The sequence below is a fragment of the Limimaricola cinnabarinus LL-001 genome (assembly GCF_000466965.1).
In the GTDB taxonomy this organism is placed as follows: domain Bacteria; phylum Pseudomonadota; class Alphaproteobacteria; order Rhodobacterales; family Rhodobacteraceae; genus Limimaricola; species Limimaricola cinnabarinus.
In genome coordinates, this window is the sequence record NZ_BATB01000004.1 from 89368 (window position 1) to 109489 (window position 20122).

General features: G+C 67.1%; 15 protein-coding genes, 1 tRNA gene and 2 pseudogenes. 14 read left to right on the forward strand and 4 right to left on the reverse strand.

Annotated elements, in window-relative coordinates:
* Positions 1–12: 12 nt before the first annotated feature.
* The 10 genes and pseudogenes from MBELCI_RS02925 (at position 13) to MBELCI_RS02965 (ending at position 8610) form a co-directional block, all read left to right on the forward strand.
* Entirely contained in the window at positions 13–372 is a 360-nt protein-coding gene (locus MBELCI_RS02925; protein ID WP_021692654.1) for a DsrE family protein, read from the forward strand.
* A 105-nt stretch (positions 373–477) separates the two neighbouring features.
* Positions 478–1251: an SDR family NAD(P)-dependent oxidoreductase gene (locus MBELCI_RS02930; protein WP_021692655.1), complete on the forward strand. Its 774-nt coding sequence runs from the start codon at positions 478–480 to the stop codon at positions 1249–1251.
* Entirely contained in the window at positions 1248–2138 is an 891-nt protein-coding gene (locus tag MBELCI_RS02935; RefSeq protein WP_021692656.1) for a 2-dehydro-3-deoxygalactonokinase, read from the forward strand. The genes MBELCI_RS02930 and MBELCI_RS02935 overlap by 4 nt, the downstream gene beginning before the upstream one ends.
* The gene (locus MBELCI_RS02940; RefSeq protein WP_021692657.1) at positions 2135–2740 is read left to right on the forward strand and encodes a 2-dehydro-3-deoxy-6-phosphogalactonate aldolase; all 606 of its coding nucleotides are present in this window, start codon (positions 2135–2137) and stop codon (positions 2738–2740) included. The genes MBELCI_RS02935 and MBELCI_RS02940 overlap by 4 nt, the downstream gene beginning before the upstream one ends.
* Positions 2737–3600 carry an SMP-30/gluconolactonase/LRE family protein gene (locus MBELCI_RS02945; protein WP_021692658.1) on the forward strand — a complete coding sequence of 288 codons (864 nt, stop codon included), beginning with the start codon at positions 2737–2739 and terminating at the stop codon, positions 3598–3600. Before MBELCI_RS02940 ends, MBELCI_RS02945 begins: the two co-directional genes overlap by 4 nt.
* Positions 3597–4556 carry an aldose epimerase family protein gene (locus MBELCI_RS02950; protein WP_021692659.1) on the forward strand — a complete coding sequence of 320 codons (960 nt, stop codon included), beginning with the start codon at positions 3597–3599 and terminating at the stop codon, positions 4554–4556. Before MBELCI_RS02945 ends, MBELCI_RS02950 begins: the two co-directional genes overlap by 4 nt.
* Positions 4557–4733: 177 nt before the next feature.
* A complete protein-coding gene (gene hemP, locus MBELCI_RS19745) occupies positions 4734–4895 on the forward strand; it encodes a hemin uptake protein HemP (protein ID WP_081698471.1) in 162 nt (53 codons plus the stop codon).
* A complete protein-coding gene (locus MBELCI_RS02955; RefSeq protein ID WP_045319618.1) occupies positions 4896–5150 on the forward strand; it encodes a DUF1289 domain-containing protein in 255 nt (84 codons plus the stop codon).
* Positions 5151–5240: 90 nt separating this feature from the next.
* A pseudogene (gene deoC / locus MBELCI_RS02960) lies at positions 5241–6230 on the forward strand (deoxyribose-phosphate aldolase).
* A gap of 13 nt (positions 6231–6243) precedes the next feature.
* Positions 6244–8610, forward strand: a complete 2367-nt coding sequence (locus MBELCI_RS02965; protein WP_021692663.1) for an aldehyde dehydrogenase family protein — start codon at positions 6244–6246, stop codon at positions 8608–8610.
* On the opposite strand, the gene MBELCI_RS02970 is transcribed toward MBELCI_RS02965, so the two are convergent.
* Both MBELCI_RS02970 and MBELCI_RS02975 read right to left on the reverse strand, forming a co-directional pair.
* Positions 8598–10232: a GTPase family protein gene (locus MBELCI_RS02970; RefSeq protein WP_021692664.1), complete on the reverse strand. Its 1635-nt coding sequence runs from the start codon at positions 10230–10232 to the stop codon at positions 8598–8600. The two genes, MBELCI_RS02965 and MBELCI_RS02970, sit on opposite strands and share 13 nt — an antisense overlap.
* On the reverse strand, positions 10229–11263 hold the full coding sequence (locus MBELCI_RS02975) for a GTPase (protein ID WP_021692665.1): 1035 nt from the start codon (positions 11261–11263) through the stop codon (positions 10229–10231). The genes MBELCI_RS02970 and MBELCI_RS02975 overlap by 4 nt, the downstream gene beginning before the upstream one ends.
* Before the next feature lie 160 nt (positions 11264–11423).
* Between MBELCI_RS02975 and MBELCI_RS02980 the strand changes: the two genes are divergently transcribed.
* Positions 11424–11500 (forward strand) — tRNA-Met (locus MBELCI_RS02980).
* 200 nt (positions 11501–11700) lie between these two features.
* A pseudogene (locus tag MBELCI_RS02985) lies at positions 11701–13076 on the forward strand (aspartate aminotransferase family protein).
* Positions 13077–13172: 96 nt separating this feature from the next.
* Here MBELCI_RS02985 and MBELCI_RS02990 read toward each other — a convergent pair.
* Positions 13173–14912 (reverse strand): ExeM/NucH family extracellular endonuclease, encoded by a 1740-nt coding sequence (locus MBELCI_RS02990; protein WP_131505500.1) that lies wholly within the window; start codon positions 14910–14912, stop codon positions 13173–13175.
* 1789 nt (positions 14913–16701) lie between these two features.
* Here MBELCI_RS02990 and MBELCI_RS02995 point away from each other — a divergent pair.
* Positions 16702–16986, forward strand: coding sequence for a hypothetical protein (locus MBELCI_RS02995; RefSeq protein ID WP_045319620.1), 285 nt, complete (start codon positions 16702–16704; stop codon positions 16984–16986).
* 183 nt (positions 16987–17169) lie between these two features.
* Positions 17170–19584 carry a bifunctional diguanylate cyclase/phosphodiesterase gene (locus MBELCI_RS03000; protein WP_021692671.1) on the forward strand — a complete coding sequence of 805 codons (2415 nt, stop codon included), beginning with the start codon at positions 17170–17172 and terminating at the stop codon, positions 19582–19584.
* Between the two features lie 185 nt (positions 19585–19769).
* Here the strand turns inward: MBELCI_RS03000 and MBELCI_RS03005 are convergent, their stop codons facing one another.
* On the reverse strand, positions 19770–20108 hold the full coding sequence (locus MBELCI_RS03005) for an ArsR/SmtB family transcription factor (protein WP_021692672.1): 339 nt from the start codon (positions 20106–20108) through the stop codon (positions 19770–19772).
* Positions 20109–20122: the final 14 nt, after the last annotated feature.

The following is a 20122-nucleotide window of genomic DNA, read 5'->3' on the forward strand; positions in this document are numbered from 1 at the left end:
GGGAGACCCGCCATGCCTCGCTTTCTCGTCCATATCCACACCGGCCCCGCCGATGCCAACAAGGCGACGCTGGGCTGCCTCGTCGCCCTTGCCGCCGCCCGCAAGGGGCACGACGTGACCGTGTTTCTCGCGGGCGACGGGGTGCACCTGCTCGCCCCCGCCCATGCCGGGATCGAGGGCGAGGGCACGGGCCGCCTGTCGGAGCATCTCACCGCGCTTTCGGAGATGGGCGTCCGGTTTCGCGTCTCGGGCCTCTCGGCCAAGGCGCGCGGCTATGACGAGACGCTGCTCGAAGGCCATGCGGCCGAGTTCGCCATGCCCGACGCGCTGATCGACCTCGCGCAGGCCGCCGACACGGTGCTCTGCTACTGATCCCAACATGTGAAACCGCCGTCCAAAATATGGCCCCACCTCTTGTAAAGGGCGCGGATCGGGTGACAGTCTGCCGTCACCGCGAAACAGCAGTGAGTGAACCAGATGACGGGCGCAGACGCGATTCATCCCGACCTCAAGGAAGCGTCGGTCTTCGTGACAGGCGGTGCCAGCGGCATCGGCGCCGCACTGGTCGAGGGGTTCTTGCGGCAAGGCGCGCGGGTGGCCTTCTATGACCGCGCCGATGCGAGCGCCACGGTCGAGGAGATGGAGGCCCGCACCGGCAACCGCCCGCTCTTCTTGCAAGGCGACGTGACCGACACACCCGCGTTGATGGCCGCGATCGACACGGCGGCCACCACGCATGGCCCTGTCACGGTGCTGGTCTCGAACGCCGCCGACGACACCCGCCACGACGCGCAGGCGCTGACAGAGGCCGAATGGGACGCCTGCCTCGCGGTCAATCTCAAGCCCTATTTTTTCGCCGCCCAGAAGGTCGCGCCGATGATGGAGGCGGCGGGCGGCGGTGCGATCGTCAACATGTCCTCGGGCAGTTATCTCATGGGAGTACCGCGCCTGTCGGCCTATGTCGCCTCCAACGCCGCGATCATGGGGATGACCCGCAGCCTCGCGCGTGAATGGGGCGGGCGCGGCATCCGCGTCAACGCCGTGGCGCCCGGCTGGGTGATGACCGAACGGCAAAAGACCCTCTGGGCGACGCCCGAGGGCGTGGAGAAGCACCGCCAGAGCCAGTGCCTGCCCGAACTGATGCACCCCGAGGATCTCGTGGGCGGCGTGCTGTTCCTGACCTCGAACGCCGCGCGGATGATGACCAGCCAGATGCTGGTGATCGACGCGGGCGTGAGCGTGACGGGATGAGCCGCCCAGACTGGATTGCCCTAGACTGGGGCACGACGCATCTGCGCGGCTGGGCGATGGCCGCCGACGGCACGGTGATCGAAGAGCGCGGCTCCGACAGCGGCATGGGCAAGCTCGGCCCCGAAGGCTTCGAGCCTGCCCTGCGCGCGATGTGCGGCGACTGGCTCGACCACGGTTCGGTGCCGATGATCGCCTGCGGCATGGTCGGCGCGCGGCAGGGCTGGACCGAGGCCGACTATGCGCGCGTTCCCTGCCCGCCGCTCTCGCCTGCGCTGACGCGCGCGCCGAGCGATCTCGACGTGTCGATCATCCCCGGTCTGTCGCAGCCCGACCCCGCCGACGTGATGCGCGGTGAGGAGACGCAGATCGCGGGCTTTCTCGCGCTCAACCCCGGCTGGGACGGGGTGCTCTGCCTGCCCGGCAGCCATTCGAAATGGGCGCATGTCAGCGCCGGTGAGGTGGTGAGCTTTCGCAGTTTCATGACCGGAGAGTTGTTCGCCGCACTCTCGACCCATACGGTGCTGCGCCATTCGATCCCGGCCGAGGGCTGGGACGAGGCCGCCTTCGACGCGGGCGTCGCCGAGACGCTGTCGCGCCCCGAGCGGATGGCGTCGGCGTTGTTCACGATCCGCGCCTCGGACATCCTGCACGGCGCGGCGGGGGCCGCGGCGCGGTCGCGGCTCTCCGGGCTCTTGATCGGCGCCGAGCTGTCTGCCGCAAAACCCTACTGGCTCGGCCAGCAGATCGGCGTGATCGGCGCGGGCGGGCTCGGCTCGCTCTATGTACGTGCGCTGGGCGCGCAGGGCGCGCCGGCCACGCAGGCCAACGGCACCGCCGTGACGCTGGCGGGTCTCATCGCCGCATGGAAGCAAAGGACCACCGCATGACCCGACCGCTCATCGCCATTTTGCGCGGCATCATGCCCGAGGACGCCGTCGCCGTGGCCGAGGCGTTGATCGCCACGGGCATCACCGTGATCGAGGTACCGCTCAATTCGCCGCGCCCGTTCGAGAGCATCCGCGCCATGGCCGAAGCCTGCAAAGGCCGCGCGACCATCGGTGCGGGCACCGTGCTGACCACCGATCAGGTCGCGCAGCTCAAGGCGGCCGGGGGCGCGCTGGTCGTGTCGCCCAATGCCGATGCAGAGGTGATCCGCGCCACGCGCGCGGCGGGCATGGAAAGCTGGCCCGGCGTGATGACCCCGACCGAGGGCTTCGCGGCGCTTGCCGCCGGGGCCACGGGGCTCAAGCTGTTCCCGGCGAGCCTGATCGGCCCGGACGGCCTCAAGGCGATGCGCGCGGTCTACCCCAAAGAGGTCCCGATCTACGCCGTGGGTGGCGCGGGCGCGTCGAATTTCGGCGACTGGATCGGGGCGGGAGCGGACGGCTTCGGGCTCGGCACCGCGCTCTATACCCCGGGCCTCATTACCGAGGAGGTTTCCACCCGCGCCCGCGAGATCGTCGCGGCCTATGACGAGGCGGTCGCATGAGCGAACGATCCCCTTTCGAGGTCTTCGACGACACCTCCTGCGTGCTTGGCGAAGGCGCGCTCTGGCATCCCGAGCGCGAACAGCTCTACTGGTTCGACATCCTCGGGCGGCGGCTGCACACGCCGGGCCGGCACTGGGCGTTCGAGGGCATGCCCTCCTGTGCGGGCTGGGTCGACCGCGACACGCTGCTGGTCGCCACCAACAAGGCGCTGGTCACCTTCGACCTCGAAACCGGCCGGAGCGAGCCGGTCTGCGACTTCGACAGCGAGAACCCGGTCACCCGCTCCAATGACGGGCGCGCCGATCCGCATGGCGGGTTCTACATCTCGACCATGGGCATCGACGGCGAGGTGAGCGCGGGCGCGCTCTACCGCTATTATCGCGGCGAGCTGCGGCAGATCCGCTCCGGCATGACCATTCCCAACGCGATCTGCTTTCCACCCGAGGGCGGGTTCTTCCATTACTCCGACACCCCCACCGGGATGATCATGCGCCAGCGCACCGACAAGGAGGGCTGGCCCGTGGGCGAGGCCGAGGTCTTCGTCGATTGCAAGCGATCGGGTCACAACCCCGACGGCGCGGTGATCGACGCCCAAGGCACGCTTTGGAGCGCGCAATGGGGATCGGGCCGCGTCACGGGCTATGACCGCGGTGGCCGTGAGGTGGCACATCACCCCTGCGCCACCGCGCCGCAACTCACCTGCCCGGCCTTTGGCGGCGAAGACATGAAGACGATGTTCGTCACCTCCGCCACCGCCGGCCTGTCGGAGGCCGAGATCGCGAATGGCCCGGATTCGGGCCGGACCTTCAGCACCCGCGCCGACGCCCCCGGCCAGGCCGAACACAAGGTGATCCTGTGATCCCCTTTGCCACCGACGCGCAAGGCCGCGACGTGCACCGCCTGGCGCTCTCGGGAGGCGGGCTTTCGGTCGACCTGCTGACGCGTGGCTCGATCCTGCGCGCGGTGCGGCTCGACGGAGTGGATCACAACCTGACGCTCGGCTCGGACGACCTCGCCGATTACGACGGGGCGATGAAGTATTTCGGCGCCATCGTCGGCCCCGTCGCCAACCGCATCGCCGGCGCCCGCGCCACCATCGACGGCGCCGAGTACCGCTTTACCGCCAACCACCACCGCGCGCTCCTGCATTCGGGGCGGCATGGCACGCAGTTCAAGGTCTGGGAGGTGGTCGAGGAAACCGCCGACGCCGCGACGCTGGCGATCGACCTGCCCGACGGGGCCGACGGTTTTCCCGGCAATCGACGGATCGTGGCGCGCTGGTCCTTGCACGCACCCGCGACGCTGCGGCTGGAACTGACCGCCACCACCGACGAGCCGACGCTGATGAACCCGGTGAATCACAGCTACTGGAACCTGACCGGCGCGCCCACGACCGAAGGCCAGCTGTTGCGCGTCGCGGCCGAGCACTGGCTGCCCATCGACGACGAATCGCTGCCCACGGGCGAGATCGCGCCCAGCGCCGGGAGCAGCCGCGATTTCCGCGCGCCGCGCCCCCTGACGCCCGGCGATCCGCCGCTCGACTACAATTTCTGCCTGTCGCAGGAGGATGTAGACCTGCGCGAGGTGATGGAGTTGACCGGCGGCATCACGCTGCGCATCGCGACCACCGCGCCGGGGCTGCAGGTCTATGACGGGCGCGACGCCGACAATGCCGGGCTGGCGCCCTATGCAGGCCTCGCCGTCGAGGCGCAGCGTTGGCCCGACGCGCCGCATCACCCGGCCTTTCCGACGATCCGCCTCGCTCCGGAAGAGACCTTTCGACAGGTCACCGAATGGCGATTTGCCACCACTTGAGACGCTTTCGGCGTAGGGGCGACGCCTTCGGCTGGTGTAGGGACGGCCCCTTCGGCGCAGAGGCCATCATGCCCGATTGACAAACCCGACAGATTTCATCAGCTTCTCGGAAGACGCACGCCAGCCCGATTGCGGCAAGCCGCGCCATCCGCGACCGAGGAGTTTGCCATGACGCCCATGACCACCCTGCCCCATCCGATCCGCGCCGAAGAGGCCGAGTTGCCCGTGCATGACGCCCGCGCCTTGACCGGCAACGGCATCCGCGCCCGCATCGAGCTTGACGGGCAGAGCTACACGCTGCGCATCACCCGTGCGGGCAAGCTGATCCTGACCAAATAGATGGCCAAGCTACCCTCCCCCTGCATCGGCGTGTGCAGGTTCAAGCGTGACGATCACTGTATCGGCTGTTCGATGACGCGCGACCAGAAAGCCCTGTCGAAGCAGGCAAAGAAACCGAAGGCCCGGCGCGCCTTCGTGACGCTGGTGATGGCCCAGCAGGCGGTGATGGGCCGTTATCGCCACTGGGATGAGGCCTATGCGAAGCGTTGCGCCAAGAAGGGCGTCGAGCCGCCCGAGCGCCCGAAGGCAGCCTGACCTTTCGACAGGTGCCGTCGCGACGCCCTAGGCAGATCACCGTTATCTGTTAGACATTCCGGGTCCACCTTCATGGCCGGAGCCCGACCGATGACCACAGCCGCGCTGCCAGACCAGCCCGAGAGCCTTCCGAACCACGCCCGCAACCTCGGCACGCCGCTCGACGCGGTGATGTTCGAGGGCCATGCCGTCAACCGCTCGGCCGCCGAGCGCCGCGCCGCCTCGCTGACCACGCGCCGATCGGTCAAGAAGACCCACCAGGCCGCCTGGCTCGTCAACGCGATCCGTTGCATCGACCTGACGACGCTGGCAGGCGACGACACCGAGGGCCGGGTGCAGCGGCTTTGCGCCAAGCGCGTCAGCCGATCGCGCCGCGCATCATGGACGGGCTCGGTATCGCCGAAATGGGCCTGACCACCGGCGCGGTCTGCGTCTATCCCACCATGTGCCGCACGCCGTGAAGGCCCTGCGCGGCACCGGCATTCCCGTGGCCTCGGTCGCCACCGGCTTTCCCGCCGGCCTGATGCCGCTGCATCTGCGGCTTGAAGAAATCCGCTGGACCGTCGATCAGGGCGCGCACGAGATCGACATCGTCATCACCCGCGAGCACGTCCTCAAGGCCGATTGGCCCGCGCTCTACGACGAGGTCGCGGCGATGCGCGAGCCTGCGGCGACGCGCATCTCAAGGCGATCCTCGCGACCGGCGACATCGCCACGCTGCGCAACGTCTACTCGGCCTCGATGGTCGCGATGCAGGCGGGCGCCGATTTCATCAAGACCTCGACCGGCAAGGAAGGCGTCAACGCCACCCTGCCCGTCTCGCTCACTATGGTCCGCGCGCTGCGCGACTATGGCGACGCCACCGGCCACCGCGTCGGCTTCAAGCCCGCGGGCGGCATGAAATCCACCAAGGACGCGCTGGCGTGGCAATACCTGATGAAGGAGGAGCTCGGGAACGACTGGCTCCAGCCCGACCTGTTCCGGCTTGGCGCCTCGTCCATGCTGGGCGACATCGAGCGCCAGCTCGAACACCACGTCACCGGGCGCTACGCCGCCGCCCATCGTCATTCGCTGGCCTGAGGGAGAGCGCGTCATGAACACGATCACGGACATTCTCGCGACCATGGATTACGGCACCGCCCCCGAGGACAGCGCCATCGTGCGCGATTGGCTCAAGACGAACGAGACCGGTTTCGGCCATTTCATCGACGGTGCCTTCACCGCGCCCGGTGAGCTGTTCGAGGTGCGCGCCCCCGCCTCGGGCGAGCTTCTGGCCTCGGTCACCCAAGGCAGCGAAGAGGACGTCGACACCGCCGTGCGCGCCGCCCGCGCGGCCCAACCGGGCTGGGCGTCGCTGCCGGGCCACGAGCGGGCCAGGTATCTCTACGCCATCGCGCGCCACGTGCAGCAGCACGCGCGCTTCCTCGCCGTGCTCGAAAGCCTCGACAACGGCAAGCCGATCCGCGAGAGCCGCGACGCCGACGTGCCGCTGGTGGCGCGCCACTTCTACCACCATGCCGGCTGGGCCGAGATCATGGAGGACGAGCTTCCGGGCACAGCACCACATGGCGTCTGCGGCCAGATCATCCCGTGGAACTTCCCGCTTCTGATGCTCGCATGGAAAGTTGCGCCCGCGCTCGCCGCGGGCAACACTGTGGTGCTGAAGCCGGCCGAGTACACCCCGCTGACGGCACTCGCCTTTGCCGAGATCGCGGCCGAGGTGGGGCTGCCCAAGGGCGTGCTCAACATTGTCACCGGCGACGGTCGCACCGGCGCGGCCATCGTCGCGCATGACGGTTTGGATAAAATTGCCTTCACCGGCTCGACCGAGGTGGGCCGCCGCATTCGTCGCGAGACGGCCGGCACCGGAAAGTCGCTGACGCTTGAGCTGGGCGGCAAGTCGCCCTTCGTGGTCTTCGCCGATGCCGATCTGGACGCGGCGGTCGAAGGTGTGGCGGACGCGATCTGGTTCAATGCGGGCCAGGTCTGCTGCGCCGGCGCGCGGGTTCTGGTCGCTGAAAGCGTGGCGAAGCGTTTCGAGGACCTGCTGGAGAAGCGGATGCGCCAGCTGCGCGTCGGTGACCCGCTCGACAAGAACACCGACATGGGCGCGATCGTGCATCCTGTGCAGCTCGAGCGTATTCGCGGCCTCGTCGAGAAGGGCGTGGCCGAGGGAGCCGAGCTGGTGCAGGGTACGGCGCCCGAGGGCTGCTTCTTTCCGCCGACCATCGCGATGAAGGTGGAGCCCGCCTCGACGCTGGCGACCGAGGAGATCTTCGGCCCGGTCGCGACCGTGACCACCTTCCGCACCCCCGAAGACGCGGTGGCTCTGGCCAACAACACCCGCTATGGCCTTGCCGCCTCGATCTGGTCCGAGAACGTCAACCTCTGCCTCGACATCGCGGCGCAGGTGAAGGCGGGCGTGGTCTGGATCAACTGCACCAACGTCTTCGACGCGGGCGCGGGCTTCGGCGGCTACCGCGAAAGCGGCTTTGGCCGCGAGGGCGGGCGCGAGGGCATGATGGCCTACCTCACCCATCCCAAGTCCAAGGCGCGCAAGCCCGAGGCGGCCCCGGCCACCCCGGTCGGCCAGCCCGGCGAAGCCGCCCCCGGCAGCGCCGCGCGCATCGACCGCACCGCCAAGTTCTATATCGGCGGCAAGCAGGCGCGGCCCGACTCGGGCTATTCCTATCCGGTCGCGGGGCCGAACGGCCCCGTGGGCCTCGCGGGCTTGGGCAATCGCAAGGACATCCGCAACGCGGTCGAGGCGGCGCACAAGGCCAAGGGCTGGGGCAAGGCCACGGGCCACAACCGCGCGCAGGTCCTCTATTACCTGGCCGAGAACCTTTCGGCGCGGGCGGGCGAGTTCGCCGAACGTCTCGTCTCCTTCGGGGCGGGCAAGTCGGCGGCGCAGGCCGAGGTCGACACCGCGATCCGCCGCACCTTCTGGTACGCGGCGCAGGCCGACAAGTTCGACGGCGCGGTGCACCAGACCAAGAGCGCGCATGTCACGCTTGCCATGCACGAGCCTTTGGGCGTGATCGGCATCGCCTGTCCCACGGCCCAGCCGCTCTTGGGCTTCGTCAGCCTCGTGCTGCCCGCGATCGCCATGGGCAACGCGGTGGTCGCGATCCCGTCGCAGAGCCATCCGCTGGCAGCGACCGATCTCTACCAGGTGCTCGACACCTCGGACCTGCCGGGCGGCGTCGTCAACATCGTCGCGGGCGAGCGCGACGCGATGGCCAAAACGCTGGCCGAACACGACGACGTGGCAGGCATCTGGTATTTCGGCACCAAGGATGGCGGCCGGATGACCGAAGAGGCCTCGGCCGGCAATCTCAAGCAATCCTGGGTCGAGGATGGTGCCGCGCGCGACTGGCTCTCCAAGGACGGTCAGGGCCGCGGCTTCCTGCATCGCGCCACGCAGATCAAGAACATCTGGGTGCCCTACGGCGAGTGATCGCCCGATGTCTCGGGAGGCACCGGTTTCGCCTCTTCTCCACGCCCGGCCTCAGGCCGGGCGTTTTCGCTGCCGCCCCACCGGCCCAGAAGCTTGCCACCGACCAGTTTTGCCCCCTGCCACAGCCCGCGCCCCGACCGCACGATCTGCGCATCACCCGAGCGCGCATGGCGCGCGGCGGCGAGGCGCAGGCGGTTGCGTTGCACCAACAGCCCTTCGCTTACCGCGCCTGACAATGCGCTACGCACCGCGTCGAGGTTCCATTCGGGCTCTCCGGCGCTGACGGGACGCGGGCGCAGGCCCTTCATGTCATTCGCAATGGCATCCATCGCCTCGCTCACCCGGTCCCGCACCTCGCGCGGCATCTGATGTTCGGGATAGGGCCAATCCGGGGCCAACCGGTCCACCGCCGTCGCCACCGGTAGCACCGGTGGCCGCCGCCTGTCGGAATGCTCGGCGAACCACGCCTCGAAGGCCTCGTACAGCGCTACGTCCGCCGCGCGCCCGGGCCGATTGGCGCGCAGCACCCATAGCACCATGTCGCTCTGCGTCATTTCGTCGAGAAGCATCCGCTGCCGAGCCACGGTGCCATCGAGGCCTTGGGTGTCGAGCAGCACGCAATCCGTCCCGTCGATCGCCGCCTCATAGGCCAGAACGCCCTCGGTGGTGGCCGCCATGTCGGTCTCGGTGCGCTCCTCGCCCAAGAGCGCGTTGATCAGCGTCGATTTCCCGGCGCTGACCTGTCCCAGCACCAGCACGCGCAGCGGCGCGTCGGGCTGCGCGAGACGGGCCTTGTCGGCCCGGGTTTCGTCGAGCTGGAACTGCAACAGCTCCGCATCCGAGAACCTGAGCCGCCCCGAGTAGAGCTCCACGGCGGCATGGGCCACCTCCTCGAGCAGCACCGCCTGCAGCACACCCATCATCTGCGTCCCGAGATAGGAGGAGTTGCCGCCCGCCATCAGCCATTCGACCTCTCGCAGCACCCCCTTGGCGGGGTTGAGCGCGAAACGCAGCACCCGGTGCCCGGCAAAGGCCGCGTCCATCGCCAACTGCGCCCTCCCGCGATGCTTCCAGATCCAGTGGATCGTATGCAGCGAGATCCGGTCCGAGAACGGCACATGGCGGCGCAGGTGATCGCGGTAGCGCGACGCGGCGCGCTCGGTCAGCAGGAGCGCCTCGGGCAGCGTGAAGTCGAGCGCCTTGCGGTCCGCCTGCCCCATGCCCTTAGCGATATCGTCAATCACCGAAAGCGCGAGATCCGGCAATTCGGTCCAGGCCACAGGCTCGGTGGTCTCGCGTTCGATCCGGTCGCGAGCGGCGCGGAAGGTCGCGCGTTCGGTGTCGGACCAGACCGGGTCGGATTCGACCTTCATCTCGCCCATGAGCATCGAGGGCGCCTCGCCCCCGCCGGGACGGCGCCGCGCGAGCCAGCGCATCCCGAAGGCCAGCGCCGCGATGGCGATGGACACGCCGAGATAGGGCAGCAGCCATTCGTGTTCGGTCAGCCACAAAAAGCCCAGCAGGAACGGCACGAGGAACGGCAGCGCCAGCGACACCGCGATCAGCAGTCGGTCCCAGCGCAGCAGCGCGCCGCGCATCCGGGCAAGCGGGCGGCGTTTCACCGCCGTCCCGCCCGGCCCAGCGCCTCGCGGTAGATCGCACGCAGCTCGGCTTCGGGCACCGGCGTCCCCGCCGCCGCCCCGGCGAGCCAGCGATGCGCGGCGCGGCCAAGGGCATAGGTGGCGGCGAAACTCGCCGCCCCGGCGGCCGCGGCTCCCAGCGTCTGCCCCGCGACCGGCACCAGCTTGAACGCCTGCCGCAGCGCATAGCTCGCGCCGAACCGCAGCGCCGCGCCGAGCCCGAGGGCGGCGGCGAACTCGGCGGCCCGCGCGCCGCTCCAATCGACTTTGTGATGGCGCGCCAGCGACTGCAGCATCGCCGCTTGCAGCCCCGGTACCGTGACCACGCCAAGAAGCGGCGCGAGATCCGTCGCCGCCGCCGCTCCGGCAAAACGCAGCACCTCCGAGCGCACCGCCGCGAAACCGTCGCCGTGCTCATCCGCCGAAGTTTGCCCCAGGAGCAGCGCGACATCGGGCATGGTTTCGCCTAGCAGGTCGCACAGCGCCTCGAGACCTCGCGTCTCCTTCGGCCCGAGCGATATCTCCAGCCCCTGAAGCTGGTCACCCGCCGCTGCCTCGAGCCGGGCCTGCATGGCGGCGCGGGCCCGGAACCGGGTCTGTTCGTCTGGCACCTCGTCCGCCGCCGTGTGCAGCACGATGATCCGGATATTCGGCTTGCGGCGCCGCACCTCGCGCAGCGCCGCCTCGAGATCCGACTGCGCCGGATCGTCGAGTCTTGCGAGGGCGAGAATCGCATGGCTGCGCGCCTCGCACTGCGCCAGATCCTCGGCGGCGTCATAGCCCGCCTCGCCCAAGCCCCGCGTGTCGAGAAACCGCATCAAGGGCTGGTCTTGGGGAAAATCGAACACATCCGCGTTGCGCGTGCAGGGTGCGAAGCCAGACCCAAGCTCGATCTCGTCAACCCCGGTCAGCGCCCGGACCAGCGAGGATTTCCCGGCGCCCGTCTTGCCCAAGAGCCAGACCACCGGAAGCGGTCGCGCGGTCGGGTCTGTGTCGGTCAGAGGGTCGGACATGGAGCGGATGGGCCTTTGGCGGGAACGGGAGACGGCACTCAAGCACGGCCGCCTTGCCTGAACAACTCACCGCCGCCCCGCCCGGTTCGCGACCTGGATATTTTCTGCGGTTTTCGACTTGACGCCCCCGCCATGCTGTCATACTTCCGGCCTCGCTTCAGGCGGAGTAGCTCAGTTGGTTAGAGCAGCGGAATCATAATCCGCGTGTCGGGGGTTCAAGTCCCTCCTCCGCTACCAAGCCCCCCTTCAAACGACATTCTGGGCCGCAAAGTTGCCATGCTGCGAAGTCCGGCGTTCCTTGCCGCATCGGGTCGCGCTGTCTTGCGTTCCGCCCTGACGGGATGGTTATCTCGACCTGACCTCCGCCTCGGCATCATGCCCCGACCCGGAGCGCGGCATGCCTGATGCGTGCCCACCTTAGCCGTTGGAGCCCGCCGATGACCAAGCTTTCGAACTCTCTCGCGCAGGCGGACATCGCCACCGCTCTACATCCCTACACCACGCCCGCCGCCACGAGGAGCGCGGCCCGCTGGTGATCTCACGCGGCGAGGGGATCCATGTCTATGACGAAGCGGGCAAGCAGTACATCGAGGGGTTGTCAGGGCTGTGGTCCGTGGGCGTCGGCTTCTCCGAGCCGCGGCTCGTCGAGGCGGCGCATAAACAGATGCAGGCCCTGCCCTATTACCACAGCTTTGCGCACAAAGCCCATGAGCCGTCGATCCGGCTGGCCGAGAAGCTCGTCGAGATGACGCCCGAGGGACTCGACCGGGTATTCTTTACCTCGTCCGGTTCGGAGGCCAACGACACCGTCGTGAAGATGGTCTGGTTCATGAACAATGCGCTGGGGCGGCCCGAGAAGAAGAAGTTCCTCGCCCGGACCAAGGGCTATCACGGCATCACCGTGGCTTCGGGTTCGCTCACCGGGCTGCCCTACAACCACATGCACTTCGACCTTCCGGCGATCCCGGTCATGCATCTGACCTGCCCGCATCACTACCGCTTTGGTCAGGAGGACGAGAGCGAAGCCGACTTCACCGCGCGGCTCCTCAAGGAAGCCGAGGAGGTCATCGAGCGCGAGGGGCCCGAGACCATCGCCGCCTTCATCGGTGAGCCGCTGATGGCCGCAGGCGGCGTCATGCCACCCCCCGAAGGCTACTGGCCCGGCATCGAGGCACTGTGCCGCAAGCACGACATCCTGCTGGTCTCCGACGAGGTGATCTGCGGCTTCGGACGGTTGGGGTCGTCCTTCGGCTGCGTCCATTATGGCTTCACACCCGACATCATGGTGACCTCCAAGCAGCTCACCTCCTCCTACATGCCGCTGGCCGCGATCGTGTTCTCGAAGAAGGTCTACGACGCCATCGCCGACAACACCGCGCGGATCGGCACCTTCGGTCATGGCTTCACCGCCTCGGGACATCCGGTGGCGACGGCCGTGGGGCTTGAGAACCTGCACATCATCGAGGAACGCGACCTGATCGGCAACGCGGCCCGCATGGGCGCGCGGATGCAGGACGGGCTCAGGGCCTATGCCGATCACCCGCTGGTGGGCGAGGTGCGTGGCGCAGGGCTGATCGCGGGGTTGGAGCTGGTGGCGGACAAGGCGACGAAGCGGCCCTTCGACCCGGTGGGCCGGGTCGGTCTCATGGCCTTCGAGACCGGCCATGAAGAGGGTCTGATCTGCCGCAACGTGGGCGACACACTGGCGCTTTGCCCGCCGATGATCGTGACCGAGACCGACGTCGACGAGATCGTCGCGCGGATGGGCCGTATCCTCGACCGGACCGCCGAGCGGCTGGCGCGCGAAGGCTGAGCCGGAGCCCAGCCCGCTTGCAAATCGGGTGCCGCCCGAGGCCATCACGGGATGGCCGGGCCGCACCCGTTCGGCACCGCCCCGCAAGACAGCCCGTCAGACGAAGGCCATGGTGCCTTCATTCATGAAGGTGATGTCGGCGAGGTCGTCCACGAACTTCACGAAGATCTCGTCCCTGTCGCCCGCCAGCTCGATCCTGAGATGATTGCCGGTCGTGCGCGCCCCGGCGATCCGGGCGCCGCCAAGGTCGATCACGTCGAGGCCGACCTCGTAGTCGATGATCATCTCCCGCTCGCGCATGCCGTTCGAGGTTTCGGTCCCGAAAACGAAGCGATCCGCGCCGGCACCGCCCGTCACCTTGTCGAGCCGCCCCGCTCCGCTGGCGATCAGGTCACGCCCGTCGGTGCCCGACAGCTTGTCGTTCCTGTCGCTGCCGCCCGCCACGATGTTGAAAGTCGGCGCGAGATCGAGCCCGACCAGGATCGGATCGTGATCCGAGGCGCGGAAGGCGTTGGCCTCGTAGAGGTCGTTGCCGGAGGGCTCCTCTTCGAAGCTGCGCTCGCTGGGGTCGCGGATATCGTCATTGTAGTCGAACAGCGGCACCTCGTCGGCGTTGATGTGCCAAGCTGTCGCGCCCGTGACCTGCGTGGCGAGGCCGGTGTTGGCCATCGCGTAATCAAGCGTGCCGAGCTGCCCGTCGAAGAGATAGCTGTAGGCGGCATCGCCCGCGTGGGCCGCAAGCAGGTCGACGAAATCGTCGGAGGTGCCGGCCATGCCGTCGGCCCCCTGACGGATCGTCTCGATCGGGTCCTCCATCGCATAGGAGTTCAGATCGCCCAGGATCAGCTGATCGGCGTCGCCCGAGCCGGTCGGATCGGTGGCGAGCCAGTCGACGAGGGCGGCGGCGGCATCGGTGCGGATCTGGTCGTTGTTGCCCGCGCCATCCCCCGAGGCGGCGTCGCCCTCGAAGATCGACCCCTTGGATTTCAGGTGATTGACGGTGGCGGTGAAAATGCCGGTGGTTTCGATTTCCTCGAAGGTCTGCGCCAGAGCGGGCCGGTTCGCCCCGTCGCGGAACCGCGCGTCGACGGATTCGTCGAGGATCGCATAATCGCCGACGGGCCGCACCTTGGTCTGGTCGTAGATCAGCGCCACCTTGATCGCGTCGGTGCCGATCAGCCCGGTATCGACATAGGCATAGGTCTCGGCACCCAGACGGGCGTTGACCGCCTCGACCAGCGCGGCGGTGGCCGCCCCGTCGTCGTTCTCGATCTCGATCAGGCCCACGACCTGCGCGTCGAGCTTGACCAGCGCGTCGACGATCTTGTCGGTCTGCCGTTCCAGCTCTGCGGCACTGTCGGCGCCGCGCGGGTCGAGGCCGGTGGCGGTGGTGTTCGATCCGTCGTCGAGCGTGGTGAAGTAGTTCAGTACGTTGAACGACGCGGCCTTGAGAGAGCCGCCGACATCCTCGGGCGTCTCGCTGCGTTCGTTGACGGGGGTGAAGATCACCGGGTCGGCCTCGGTCGGGCGCAGGCGCCACGCATCGGTGCCGAACTGGCCTGCATAGGACCAGTGCAGCACGCCGGTGAGGTCGGTGACCACGTCGCCGCCGCGGAAGAAGTCTTCGCCTTGGGTGCCGGTCGAGAAGCCGCCCGGTTGCGGATGGAAGATCTCGCCATCCGGCGTCGCCGCGTTCTGGGTGTTGTTGCCGTCGTCGAGGATGATACGCCGGGTGGCGAGCTCGTCGAGATAGGCTTGATAGCCTGCCTCGTCCGGGGCGTGAGTTGGGTATATTGGTACGGGCGCGCGCCTTCGTAGAGGGTGACCTGCCCGTATCGCGCCAGCTCGAAATACTCCGAGACGACCATCTCCTGAGCGAAGCCGATCTTCATGCCCTCGAACTGCTCCAGCGCGGTCAGTTCCTCGTTCCCGCCAAACTGCGCGCGCTCGATGAGCGGCACCTCGATGAGATCGAGGTTGTTGCCGTCGTCGAGCGTTTCGATGGTTGCTCCGCCATCCTCGGCCCGGATCTGGGTCATGCCGAAGTTCTCGCTCACCGTGCCGGTGACCGACACGCTGTAGCCTTCGGCGACGGTGAACCCGCCGGGCGCATAGACGAAGATGCCTTCGGAGGAACGCAGGTCGCCGTCGCTGTCGGCGGCCTCTTCCTGCACGAAGAAGCCGCGCAGATCAGGGAAGGTCGCGGTGACGATGCCCTCGATCCGCACCTCCTCGCCATCGAGCGGCGAGGAGCCTTCATCCCCGAACCGGTTCATGATCTGGGTATCCGGGGTGCCCTGAATGGTCGAGATGAACACCAGCTCGGCCTTTTCGGGCTCGGGCGGCGGTGGCGTGCCGAGCGTGGTTCCGGTCAGTTGGATGTTGTCGAAGCGGTTGTTGCCCAAGGACGAGGTCGCCCCATCGAGGGTGAAGCGAATGATTGCGTCCGAGGCTCCGTCGAGCAGGGTGCTCGCGTCCGCCGTTTCGATCGCCCAACTGCTGGTCAGGGTGCCGCTGTCGGCGAATATCTCAGTAAAGGTCACGCCGCCATCGGTCGAGACCGAGACGATGCGGCTGTCGAAGCCCGAGGAGCTGCCCCGGTTGGCCCAAGTGATGTCGACATTGCTCCAGTCGCCGAGATCGGCACGGATATCGAAATACGCCTCGTTGTTGGCTTCGCCCGTGACGGTCAGCGATCCACCGGGAAACGCGCCATCGGGCCGGTTCAGTCCGGTGCCGCCGAACGAGCCCCAGTTGTTCGAGGAGGAGGTCGCGAAGTTGTCGCCCTCAAGGGCCGTCACATCGAGATAGGCCCCGTAGCCGGCCACCTCGGGCAGATCGCCGGTGTCGGGATCGGGCGAACCGATCAGCACGCCTCCGCCCGCGCTTGCCACCGGAAACAGCGCATTGATGCCCAAAAGCTGTGGCACGATGCCCGACATCGGCTCGGCGGGATCAAGAAACCCGTCGTCGAAACCGTTGTTGTCCAGCATGTGGCCGTATCGCGACCGCGCGTCGGCATCGTCCAAGGTCGCGTTCAGCAGGTCGCCGTCATCGTCGCTGTTGTTGAAGCTCCACCAGGCCAGAAGGGTCTGTTCGCTCATGTCTCGGTTCTCCGTGAACATCTCGGACCCCGCGCGGTCCCTCGATAGGGGCGAGTAAAGGGGCGGGAATCCGGTGCGGCAAGAAAACTCGCTTGGCACTTACTCGACGTCAGCCCGAGAAAGGTGCAAGCTTGGAAGGGGAATTTCCGGGCGGCACTGAGCTCTGAACAGCCGGATAGGACGAGGAAACCCAAGGACATTCCGGGGTGGATTGCCCCCAAGGCGCTTCTGCCCGTGATGTATCCCCGGGCTGCCATTACGTTTGGCCAAACAAGAAGAGGAATGGCGAGGTCCCAGAACCTGACGGAGGAAGAACGACTGCCCGGTCATTAACCTCATAGCCATGTTTTTCAGCGAAAATCTTGCGATTCCATGCAACAGTTCAGGGTTTTTCTCGAGCGCCGGTGGCCCCCGATACGATATCACCGGAGTATGCGTCGGTGCGGGACACCGCCGCCTTGGAATCACAGCGAGGATCCCGTCATGCGTTACCGCAACATGCGCTACCCTGCGGACAGCGAATGCCGCGTCGAATTGAACGGGTCGGTCAACCGCGCCCGCCTCGTGGACATCAGCCTTCGGGCGCCCGCCTCAAGGGCCTGCCGGCGCTTCAAAGCAACAGCCGGATCATCATTTGTCACACTTACCGGCGTATCGCCGCGCAGGTCATCTGGTCGAATGATCGCTATACCGGCGTGCGCTTCTCGATGCCGCTCGGCACGCAGGAGGTCAACGATATCAGGGGCGTCGTGGCCTCTGGGGGCTTTGGCTCCCAAGGGAACCATGGCTTCCGTGAGATGACCTGACCACTGGCGGCCAAGCCGGTTTCCTCGACTTTGCACGATCAGACATCGCCGTTCAGCCCTCGGGCTGAAACGGCGATTTTGCGCATGGCGATTGCACCCGGATTGCGACAAAAGCACCATTTGCGCCATTATTCCGTCGAACTCCCCGGTCAATCCGAAACGAGGTAATCGGGGATTAAGATCATGTTCATGTCGCTCGTGCAGGGGCTGCTGCACACTCAGACCGAGTTCTTGGTGATGGCAGCCTTCGTCTGCGCGGCCATGGCCGTGACGCTGGTGATCCTGATGCGCAACGTCGCCGTCACCGAAGGGCAGGCGCGGCTCGCCCCCCTCGCATGGATCACCGTCGTGGCGGGTCTTGGCGTCTGGACCACGCATTTCATCGTCATGGTCGGATATCGCCCCGCAGCCTCGGTAAGCTATGCGCCCGGCACCACGGCGATTTCGGCGTTGGTCGGTATCTTGTTCGTCGGCCTGCCGCTGGCGGCGGCCTGCCTTCTGCGGCGGCGTTGGTCGCGGGCGGTGTTGGGCGCCGTGGCCGGGGCCGGCGTCGGGGCGATGCATTTCACCGGCATGATGGCGATGCAAAGCCCGATGCATCACCAGTCGGACACCTCGCTCGTGGCGATCCTTCTGGGAATGGTGTTCTTTGCACCCGCCATGGCCGTCAGGGGGGTGAGCCGGCGCGCGAGATGGCTGCGCGGCACGGCCTTCGTGGCCGGTGTCTGCTCTTTGCACTTCACCGCCATGTCCGGGCTTTCGGTGATGGTCATCGGCCAGGGCGTCTTTGGTATCGACCGTCGAATCCTGTCGATTTTCACCGGCCTTGCCGCCTTGGGGCTGTGCTATGCGGCGATGACCGCGATGGCGAACCGCCATCGCCTCATGACTGCGCAAAAGGCGATCGAACGCAAGGACGCCTCCTTTCTCGCGGCGCTGCAGAACATGTCCAACGCGCTGATCATGATCGACGCCGACCGGGTGATCACCGCGATTAACCAGCGCAGCTACGAGCTTTTCGCCATTGAGGAATCCGATGTCGGGGCGGGCGACACGCTCGACCATCTGCTCGATGCCATCGGACGCCAGCGCAACTGGGAGAGCGAACGCCTCGCCTCGACGATCGAGACCCATCTCAAGCGCCTGAGCAAGAACGCCATGCTGCGCGACGAGGAAGAGTTCGCCAACGGTAAGGTTCTGTGCATCTCTAGCCGCAAGGTGCCCGGAGGCGAGGTCGTGATCACCTTCGACGACTTCACCGAGCACCGCGCCGCGCAGGCCAAGATCGCGCATATGGCCTTTCACGACGCGCTCACCGGTCTGCCAAACCGCCGCAGCTTTCGCGACCACATGGCCACGCTCAACCCGGCGCGGCACCAGCGCGCCCTGCTGATGATCGACCTCGATCACTTCAAGGTGGTCAACGACACGCTGGGCCATCCTGTGGGGGACGGTCTTCTGGTACAGGTCGCGCGCCGCCTGCTCGACGCCGCCGGCTCCTCTGCCACGGTGTTCCGGCTGGGCGGCGACGAACTCGTGGCCGTCCTCAATGGCGCGGGCGAGGTCGAGGCGTTGGAAACCGGACGGAACATCATTGAAAGCATCGGCGCGCCCTACGACGTGGATGGCCACACCATCACCATCGGCTGCAGCATCGGCGCGAGCCTGACCGGCGACGGCATCGGCGCCTCCGAAGCGCTGCAGCGCGCCGATCTTGGCCTCTACCGGGCCAAGAACCTCGGCCGGAATCGCATCCAGTTCTACGAAGACGGCATGATGGAGCAGGCCCTTGAGCGTCGCCAGATGGAGAGCGATCTCGCGCAGGCGCTGAAATGCGAGGAGTTCGAACTCGACTACCAGCCGATCTTCCGCCTGTCCGACCGCTCGATCCTCGGCTTCGAGGCGCTGATCCGCTGGCACCACCCGGTGCGCGGGCTCATCTCTCCGGCAGATTTCATCCCGCTGAGCGAAGAAAACGGCATGATCATTCAGATCGGTGAATGGGTGATCAACGAGGCCTGTCGCCAGCTTTCGGAATGGTCCACGGACATCCATATCGCGATCAATGTCTCGCCGCTGCAGATGCGCCTTCCCTCGATCGTCGAAGTGGTGCGCAAGGCACTGGAGCGGCATGGGCTGGCGGCCACGCGCCTGACGCTCGAGTTGACCGAGACTGCGCTGGTGCGTGACGGCGCGCATCTGGCGCGCAACCTGATCGCGCTGCGCGGCATGGGCGTGAAGATCGCGATGGATGATTTCGGGACCGGCTACTCCTCCTTCACACATCTGCGCGATTTCGAACTCGACCAGATCAAGATCGATCGCAGCTTCATCAACGTGTCGCAGACCGACCATAAGGCTTGGGCGGTGGCGCAGGCGGTGACGAACATGGCCCGCGAATTGTCGGTCGGCGCGGTGGGCGAAGGGGTGGAGACCTCCGAGCAGATCACGCGGTTGATGCAGCTCGGTTGCGACGTGGCGCAGGGCTTCCACTTGGGCAGGCCCGTCAATGGCGAAAAGGCAAGCCGCCTGCTCGCCGATGCGCAGACGGCCGCGCGCGAGGTCTTCCTGGGCAAGGAAAACGTCGCGGCCGAGTGACGCCGGGGCGGCACGAGCAAGCGGTCCGGGTGATGGAGCCGGACCGATCTGGCATCATGGGACCATCCCGCCGGATGCTCCGTCAGGGCCTGATTGCGACGGGTTGAAAAAGGCCTCGCACCATCCGGTCTCCTTGAGATCACGAGGCCGATCAGGTGTCGTCGATGGCCGTTCCGGCATGGCTTTCAGGCGGGGTCGAGGTCTGCTTCGCCGTTCGGTTTGCCCTGCGCACAATACAGAGCATGAAGCGTCTCCAGCACGGCGGCGACCTCCCGGCCCTTCACGCGGTAATAGATCGTCTGCCCGTCGCGCCGGCCCTCGACGAGGCCGGCCTCCTTCAGCCGCTTGAGCTGCTGCGACATGGTTGGCTGCGACATGTCGCAGGCCTGTGCCAGATCGCCCACCGACCGCTCGCCATCGAGCAGGCGGCACAGGATCTGCAGCCGCGCTTCCGAGGCCAGCATGCCCATCAAGGTCGCAGCGCCCGCGATGTCGCCTTCGAGGAAGTCGTCGGTGATTTTCATATTCGGCCCATTGA

What these genes read in the sequence shown, in the direction of transcription:
- MBELCI_RS02925 (WP_021692654.1), top strand. Translation starts at nt 13, where the DNA reads ATGCCTCGCTTTCTCGTCCATATCCACACCGGCCCCGCCGATGCCAAC.
- MBELCI_RS02930 (WP_021692655.1), top strand. Translation starts at nt 478, where the DNA reads ATGACGGGCGCAGACGCGATTCATCCCGACCTCAAGGAAGCGTCGGTC.
- MBELCI_RS02935 (WP_021692656.1), top strand. Translation starts at nt 1,248, where the DNA reads ATGAGCCGCCCAGACTGGATTGCCCTAGACTGGGGCACGACGCATCTG.
- MBELCI_RS02940 (WP_021692657.1), top strand. Translation starts at nt 2,135, where the DNA reads ATGACCCGACCGCTCATCGCCATTTTGCGCGGCATCATGCCCGAGGAC.
- MBELCI_RS02945 (WP_021692658.1), top strand. Translation starts at nt 2,737, where the DNA reads ATGAGCGAACGATCCCCTTTCGAGGTCTTCGACGACACCTCCTGCGTG.
- hemP (WP_081698471.1), top strand. Translation starts at nt 4,734, where the DNA reads ATGACCACCCTGCCCCATCCGATCCGCGCCGAAGAGGCCGAGTTGCCC.
- MBELCI_RS02955 (WP_045319618.1), top strand. Translation starts at nt 4,896, where the DNA reads ATGGCCAAGCTACCCTCCCCCTGCATCGGCGTGTGCAGGTTCAAGCGT.
- MBELCI_RS02965 (WP_021692663.1), top strand. Translation starts at nt 6,244, where the DNA reads ATGAACACGATCACGGACATTCTCGCGACCATGGATTACGGCACCGCC.
- MBELCI_RS02975 (WP_021692665.1), bottom strand. Translation starts at nt 11,263, where the DNA reads ATGTCCGACCCTCTGACCGACACAGACCCGACCGCGCGACCGCTTCCG.
- MBELCI_RS02995 (WP_045319620.1), top strand. Translation starts at nt 16,702, where the DNA reads ATGCCGCGTCGAATTGAACGGGTCGGTCAACCGCGCCCGCCTCGTGGA.
- MBELCI_RS03000 (WP_021692671.1), top strand. Translation starts at nt 17,170, where the DNA reads ATGTTCATGTCGCTCGTGCAGGGGCTGCTGCACACTCAGACCGAGTTC.
- MBELCI_RS03005 (WP_021692672.1), bottom strand. Translation starts at nt 20,108, where the DNA reads ATGAAAATCACCGACGACTTCCTCGAAGGCGACATCGCGGGCGCTGCG.